We start from the raw sequence: 7,735 nt of genomic DNA, 5'->3' as shown, positions 1-7,735 counted from the left end.
CCAGTTGTTCTGCCAAGAGCATCGCTGGGTAGCTATGTGTGGACGGGATAAGTGCTGAAAGCATCTAAGCACGAAGCCCCTCAACAATCATAGTACCTATTATTCGATTTTTTGCATTAAATAAGAATTTCTACAAATTAGCACCATTATTAATATTTTGGGGGATATTAGCGGATTTTATATCAAATATATTAAACTCAACGTCAATAGATGCATTAAAAACTGCTGGTTATTTACTAAAAGCATATGGGGAAAACAACAACATTTTCGAACCTTATTATCCTCTAATTGTTGTAAATTGCATATTTGTATTAGTAATATTAATAGCTTGCATATACATTATTAAGATGAAAAGTTCTAATATTAGCAAAGGTGATCTGCGTTATATTAGTTATATTATTATATATATTTTTGTAGCATTAGGTTCAATGTATAATGTTCTTATATTTAATCGCATGTTATATGGTTTAGCATATTTAGTGTTGCCAGTTATTCCTATTATTTTGCAAAGCCTATCATTGAAAATAAAGCCTTTATTTATATTAATATGTATTGTTTTTTTTACTGGAATGATAATGTATCAAGGGCAAGAATTGTATTATGGGATTACCTACTATAAATAAAGTGCACTAAAAATACTCCAGTAACAAATAAATGTTTAAGAGTATTAAATAATGAAAGAGTTTGAGACTATATAATAGATGCAGAGTAGCGAGAAGTTTTTTGAAAAAAGAATGTTTCAACCGAAATTTATTGGTATTAGTAACGTATTACGTCAAACAATGCCCACCTAGTTTTCTAAGTGGGCATTGTTGGCAGTTATAGCGTAAACGTCAAATAGCATCACCAGCTAAGGTATTACTCTCCATGATACTAACATACATGAGATATAATCAAAGCGTGAAATTTAGTAATGTAGTAAATTTTCTATCATAAAAAGGGAGAGGAAATGAGCCAATCTTTAGACAATCTCCTCTTCGTATTTTTACCTCACCACATATTTCCGTTGGAGTTGAACAATTTCAGCGTCTTCATTCCGTTTGCCCATAATTAAATCTCTTAAAATGTGAGACCCTAGCATACTGTAAACAGTACCGTTTCCACCATACCCTAATAAATAATAGTGATTGGGCTTTGTTGGATGCTCGCCGATAAAAGGTAGATTATCGATCGATTCACCGAAAGTTGCTGCATAGGCAAAGTCGATATCAATTTCGTAGTTAGGGAATAGTTCCTTCGCTTGTTTCAAAAGATTTTCTGCACGATGTTGGATTAGTTCTAAAGAATAGGGAGCATTCGGGTTATCTTCATCTAGCCCTCCAACTATCATTCTATTATCGAAAGTGGAACGAATATACAAGTATGGACGTTTTGTTTCCCAAATAAGTGCTTGTTTATGCCAATTTTTGAATTCTTGATTGGGATTACTAACAAATACATAAGAGCGGTTAATGTCTGCGCCGATCCTATGGCCAACTGGAACTGTTTCATAGCCTGTTGTGAATATTATACTTTTCGCCAAAAAAGATTGATTGGATGTACGGATATCTAATATATTATCCGCCTCAGATACATCTTTTACCTCTACATAAGGAAATAAATGAGCTCCTTTTTTCTCGAGTTTTTTTAATAATCCTTGCACAAACTTCAATGGATTTATCTCCGCATCTCCAAATGTCACTAGTGCACCGGGTTTCGAAAATGGTAATTTCTCTTCCATTTCATTTGGTCCAAGATAATCACATGGAAAACCATGTTTTTTTAGTGTGGTGTATTCCACTTTAATTTTTTCTACATCGTTTTCATCACTTGCATAACAAATGCTAGGTCTTCGAATAAAGTCAGCATCTAACTGCAATCGATCCACTATTTTTTCTAAATCATCTACAGCTTTATAGCATAGTTTATAAAATTGAACAGCATCTTGTTCACCAATTTGATCTATTAATTCATGTAGCATAATATCATTCGAATATTGAAGGAGGCCTGTATTTGCACTAGTGCTCCCAGATCCCATCTCCCGTTTATCAAGTATTGCAACTGATAACCCAGCTTCTACTAATGCTAAAGCAGTCAAAGAACCAGATATTCCTCCTCCAACAATAACAACATTATAGACTTCGTATTTGTCAAAATTATTGCTAGGATGGTATGGCTGAGTCGTTGTTGGCCAATAAAGTGATCCATTATGTATTTTCATGTGAAAGTCCCCCAGGTTCTATTTATCCATTAATATACCCATACTTTCATAGATTCAAGCGTACTCGTGGTATACTAAATATAATCTACTAATAAAGGATGATTGACATGAACCAAGATAAACCACATGTATTAGTAATAGATGGTATGGCATTATTATTCCGTTCATTTTTTGCAACAGCAATGTCTGGAAACTTCTTTAAAAATTCAAAAGGAATTCCAACGAATGCTGTACAAGGCTTTGCCAGACATGTACTAGCTGCCCAAGATTTAATGCAACCAACCCATATAGCTGTTTGTTGGGATAAAGGGATGCGAACTTTTAGAAATGATTTGTATGACGGATATAAAGCAAACCGACCAAAGCCTGCAGAAGAATTAATTCCTCAATTCGATATGGCTCAAGATTTATCTGAACATTTAGGATGGATGAACTTCGGTATCGTTGGAATGGAGGCTGATGATACAATCGCTTCTATTACACATAAATGGCAAGATGATGCTAGATTTACGATTGTTAGTGGGGATAAGGATTTACTTCAGCTTCTTCATCCTTCAACAGAAATCGCATTTACGAAAAAAGGATTTACGATATATGATGTTTACAATGAAGCACGTTTTGTAGAGGAGTATGGAATTTCTCCATTATTATTCCCGGATGTAAAAGCATTTATGGGAGATTCCAGCGATGGATATGCTGGAGTAAAGGGGATTGGACCTAAAACTGCATTACAATTAGTTCAAACCTATGGATCTGTCGAGAAAGTAATTGAGTCCTTACATTTACTGAAAGCAGGGCAAAAGGCTAAAATAGAGACTGATTTACAAATGCTCCAATTATCTAAGGAACTAGCAACTATTCGACGCGATGTACCGATTGAAGCAGAGCTAGATCATTTGCTTGTAAAAAACATTCCATCTACTAAATTCGATTATTTATATGATAATGGGTATACCATTTTAGCTAGACAACTGCAAAATCAGCAATAAGGCAATGATGTCCAACCTAAGAGTTCTTCCTAGATGCACTAGGAAGAACTTTTTTTATGATAAGGACGGATATGAAATTGATTTATTTACTAGAAATCCAGTATGCACAACGACTAGAAGTCCACTTATCTGATGTTCTGGTATTCGCCTTCCGAGGAGAGAGCGACGAGCCCCTCCTGGGTAAACACGATGTTGGTCATAAAGCCTTCCTTCCTATTTAGCGCTTCGTTCGGGGTCTCATATGTATCGATGATCCAACAGTAGTCTCATACCGCCTCACTAAATCCTAATATGTGTAGTAAATAGTTTTCTTAAGAGATACAAAAGTAGATGAAATTAGCAGCAATTCGCCGAAGGATGACCGGAAATAGAGGAATTGGAAGTGATGCAGTCGTTAATAGTGTAGTGATGTTTGGTCAAAAATACACGAGGATAAGATGCACTTAAAGAATACTAGTGCTTTACTTTTCCTATTTATTATCAAGTGTAGAATTTTCAAAAATAATATTGTCATATAAGTCAGATTAATATAAAATTAAACCGACTAGTCGGTCTATTTAAATTTAATAGGAACTAAGGGGTGTATAATTTGATACGACTTTTGGAAAAGGAAGACTTTGAACAAGCAGTAAAGATATATGCGCTTGCATATCCGGGCATGGGTTTACAGCCAACGGAGAAAAAAGTGGCATTTGTTGAACGATTAATAAGAGAGCAAGAAGAGCAAACCGGTATTCGGTATTATGGCTACTTTAGTCATAATGATGAGCTGTTAGGTGTGTATGCGCTACATGATTTTGAAGGGAACGTAAACGGGAAGTTTCAACGCGTTTTTGGAATAGGGATGGTAGCAGTCCATCTGTTGCATAAAAAAGAAAAAATTGCATTCAAGCTTCTTTCTCATTTCCATGAACTTGCAAGGCATGAAAACGTATCATTAGTTACACTATATCCTTTTAAACCAAGTTTTTATCAGAAAATGGGTTATGGTTTTGGACCTACTAGATATGAATTTAAGATAAAGCCAAATGCACTTATTGCAAATGGAGAAAAGGCACTTGTAAAGTTTCTCTCTACAGAGGATGAGGAAGAAATCGTCCGATTATATAATGACTGTGCAGAAACCACTCATGGAATGATGAAAAGAACTTGGTCAGAGCGACAGCATATTAAAAATGGTGTGAAACAATACGTTGGAGTGGAAGAAGAAGGAAAACTAATTGGTGCTTTAGCATTTACATTACAGCCAGTGAAAGATAGTAACTTCATCCATCATCATTTGGTTGTATCTGAATGGATTTGGACAAAGCCAAGTGCTTATAAACAACTAGCATCATGGTTACAATCACAACACGATCAAGTAGATCGGATTATTTTCCGTACAAATGATAAATCGTTTATCCATGCGCTTACGAATCCATCAAATGATTCCAATCGAATAATACCAAGCGTGTATCATGAAGTTGCAACAACGGGAACAGGGTTAATGTATCGCATAACAAATGTTATTGACTTTATCCATGAAATGAATTTTCAGTCGTGTAGAAAACCAAATGAAAATACTAAATTATTGCTATTTGTGAAGGACACATTTTTAGATGAACAAAACGGTCTATATGAACTCACTTTTAATGGTGATTTTTGGAATGTAACGAAACAATCGAGCTCCAAAGATGAGGTAAATCTAATAATTGGTATTCATGATTTAAGTTCATGGTGGATGGGATGTGTTTCACTCGAAGCCCTTCATCAATATGGAGGAGTAACAATTAGTAATGTAGAACTAAACATGCTAGACGAGTGGTTTAAGCCGAAAGATTATCCTATTTGCTTGACAGCGTTTTAATAAAGGAGTGTGCGGATTGGCACCAAAAGTATCCGAAGAATATAAAGAACAGAAGAAAATTGAAATTTTACAAGCTGCGGCAATTATTTTTGGTGAAAAAGGTTATTATTCGACAACAATGGATGACTTAGTGAAAGAATCCAAAATGAGTAAAGGAGCCATTTATCATTATTATAAAAGCAAAGAAGAAGTGTATGAGCATATGCTTCAGCTACAAGCCGAGCAGACAATTCAATTGCTAGAAGAAAAATTTGCAATGCTTCCATTCACGACGGAAAAGGTTGGAATGCTCTTTGATATATATGCTTCGAATAAATGGTTAAATGAGCCAAAATTAAATAGCGTTAGAAATCAGTTAGAACATTGGATTGCAGGTAGTAGAGCTGTAAATAGAGAAAAATATGAGGATCGTAGTTTAGTATTCTACCGCTTTTTAACAAAAATTTTGCAACAAGGTCAAGAAAGTGGAGAATTTTCTAAGGAAATAGATATTTCAAATGCTGCTAAGTTATTTTGGAGCATGATTGATGGTATTCTTCTACATGGAACTGTTTTAGAGCATTCGTTTTCATATGTTGAGGTTGTGTCTATGGCAAAAGAAATGTATATAACTTTTCTAACAAGGGGTGTTAAAGAATGATTACATTTAAAACGATGGAACATTTAACTTTTAAAGAAGCACACGAACTTTTTATTCGTGGGTTTGAAGGGTATTTTATACCGATGAAGATGTCACTCGATGTTTTTGTAGCCCGTATTGGTAATGAAGGACTTTCACTTGAATTGTCGATTATTATGTTTGACGGGGAAACTCCAATTGGATTTGTGTTGCAAGGTTTGAAGGAAGTGGATGGTCAAAAAATAGCATGGAATGGTGGTACTGGTATCATTCCAGAATATAGAGGAAAGCAATATGGTACTATTCTAATGGAAAAAGCACTAGATATATTGAAAAAACAAAACGTATCTGTAGCTACTTTAGAAGCAATCTCTATAAATCAGCCAGCTATTAAATTATATGAAAAGGTTGGCTATGAAGTAATCGAAACGTTACATTTTTGGGAGTCAGAAGGGACACTCCCTTTCGATGAAAATATTGCTAATGAATTTATTATAAAAAGAATTCCGGCCTTACAAGCAGTAAATGCAGGAATCTTTCCCACATTAGTTCCATGGCAAGTGGATCCATCCATTACTCCAAAAGTTGGTGGTGAAGCTGTCATAGCAATGAAAAATAATAAGATACTTGCTGCTTGTCTTGTAAGAACAAAGCAACAATTTGGTTTAGAGGCGGAGGGTGTCACGTTATTTCAAGCGATCACTTATAGTGAAAATGAGGAATGTGACCGTGCACTTCATGCTGTACTGCAAGATGGTCTTCATTTTCAACGCTCACTTAAAAGAACGACATATAATTTAGTGGACAATGAACAAAAAACACTTTCATTTTTACAAAGTAAAGGCTTTAAAAATACAGATATTTCCCAAGTATTTATGATAAACCAAATGAATAAAATTTAACCTGAAAATACGGCCACTAGCATGGACTTATAGTGGCTGTATTGTTATTTAGAAGAAATAGTCTGATTCATTTCACTTAAGAGACGATTTAATGCTACTTTGAAACTATTATAAGTTTCAAGCTCCACATGAATATTAGCTTGTACAATTTCACGGATAAATCTAGGATTGAAGCCAACATATATTGGACGAATACCCATCAACCGAAGAGAGCTATTTAATCGAGATATAGAGATAGCTAAATCATTAAAGTCAAATGCTTCTACATCTTCTAGGCTAACTGCTGAAAAATCAAAAACAGCCGTTTCAACATCGCGATGTTCCCCAACATATTGAAGTGTTTGCGACTCAATATTTTCAAAACGTTCTTTAAACATATATCCTACAATAGGAATCATAATTGTTCTAGAAACAATAGATGGAATAATAGGAGTAGACATTGTTTTAATAATTCGTTCGTAATAGACAATCTTTTCTTTTAGTTCGAGAATTTCATTTTCTTGCGACATAGTGACACCCCAGTTTTTTTCTTATTATAACGATTAAAACATGAAAAAATCAAAGAAAAGACTGCTCCAACTAGGAACAGCCTACATATTAATTAGTTCTGTGCATCTAAAAATTCTGTCACTTGTTCAGGAGATTTAGCGTTTGCGCTATGTAAGTGAGCTTTTTTCTCGCCATTTTTATAAATGAGAAGACTTGGAATACCCATTACTTCGTATTTCTCTGCGATTTCTGGAAGTTCGTCACGGTTTACTTCGTACCAAGTGTATTGATCGTATTTTTCGACGATAGGATCGATAAACATTTCCATTCTACGGCAATCTGGACACCAACCAGCTTCGAATTTCACTAAAACTTCATTGTCTCCAGAAATAATTTCATTAAACTGTTCTGTTGTTGTAATTTTATTCATATTATAATACCCTCCTAAGATTTCCTTCATAATTAGTACAGGCGCCATTTGATCGGTTGAAAGCTTGTCACATTGGGCACCTTGTGCTTTTCTTAAATAGTTTACACTGTTTAAGAAAGACTAGAAAGAAAATTGCTCGTGAAACGTCATTTTATTATTGCGAAAATTTAAATATTGTTCTAAACTAATAGATATAGAGATTGGGTTTATTTTTTTTATTTATAAAATGAATGAGTATTCATTCAAAGTGAAGAGGGAGG

At 34.5% G+C, this 7,735-nt stretch carries 7 protein-coding genes and 1 rRNA gene; 5 read left to right on the top strand and 3 right to left on the bottom strand.

Translation table 11 applies throughout. The features are described 5' to 3' along the window. Positions 1-205 (top strand): 23S ribosomal RNA (locus ACFVR1_RS17425); the annotation flags it as partial. A gap of 780 nt (positions 206-985) precedes the next feature. Here the strand turns inward: ACFVR1_RS17425 and ACFVR1_RS17420 are convergent. After that, entirely contained in the window at positions 986-2,200 is a 1,215-nt protein-coding gene (locus ACFVR1_RS17420) for an NAD(P)/FAD-dependent oxidoreductase (RefSeq protein ID WP_387585843.1), read from the bottom strand. 107 nt (positions 2,201-2,307) lie between these two features. Here ACFVR1_RS17420 and ACFVR1_RS17415 point away from each other — a divergent pair, with 107 nt between their 5' ends. The 4 genes from ACFVR1_RS17415 (at position 2,308) to ACFVR1_RS17400 (ending at position 6,556) form a co-directional block, all read left to right on the top strand. Further along, on the top strand, positions 2,308-3,189 hold the full coding sequence (locus ACFVR1_RS17415; protein ID WP_387585841.1) for a 5'-3' exonuclease: 882 nt from the start codon (positions 2,308-2,310) through the stop codon (positions 3,187-3,189). A 589-nt stretch (positions 3,190-3,778) separates the two neighbouring features. Continuing rightward, positions 3,779-5,035 (top strand): GNAT family N-acetyltransferase, encoded by a 1,257-nt coding sequence (locus tag ACFVR1_RS17410; protein WP_387585839.1) that lies wholly within the window; start codon positions 3,779-3,781, stop codon positions 5,033-5,035. Between the two features lie 16 nt (positions 5,036-5,051). Then, complete coding sequence (locus tag ACFVR1_RS17405) at positions 5,052-5,675, top strand: TetR/AcrR family transcriptional regulator (protein WP_387585838.1); 624 nt, start codon at positions 5,052-5,054, stop codon at positions 5,673-5,675. Further along, complete coding sequence (locus tag ACFVR1_RS17400) at positions 5,672-6,556, top strand: GNAT family N-acetyltransferase (protein ID WP_387585837.1); 885 nt, start codon at positions 5,672-5,674, stop codon at positions 6,554-6,556. The genes ACFVR1_RS17405 and ACFVR1_RS17400 overlap by 4 nt, the downstream gene beginning before the upstream one ends. A 44-nt stretch (positions 6,557-6,600) precedes the next feature. Here ACFVR1_RS17400 and ACFVR1_RS17395 read toward each other — a convergent pair whose 3' ends face one another. Beyond that, the gene (locus ACFVR1_RS17395; RefSeq protein WP_387585835.1) at positions 6,601-7,065 is read right to left on the bottom strand and encodes an STAS domain-containing protein; all 465 of its coding nucleotides are present in this window, start codon (positions 7,063-7,065) and stop codon (positions 6,601-6,603) included. A 92-nt stretch (positions 7,066-7,157) separates the two neighbouring features. Continuing rightward, positions 7,158-7,475, bottom strand: a complete 318-nt coding sequence (locus ACFVR1_RS17390) for a thioredoxin family protein (RefSeq protein WP_387585833.1) — start codon at positions 7,473-7,475, stop codon at positions 7,158-7,160. Between the last annotated feature and the right edge of the window lie 260 nt (positions 7,476-7,735).

Source organism: Psychrobacillus sp. NPDC058041 (genome assembly GCF_042885655.1).
GTDB lineage: Bacteria > Bacillota > Bacilli > Bacillales_A > Planococcaceae > Psychrobacillus.
This window is presented reverse-complemented; position numbering and strand designations above follow the sequence as displayed.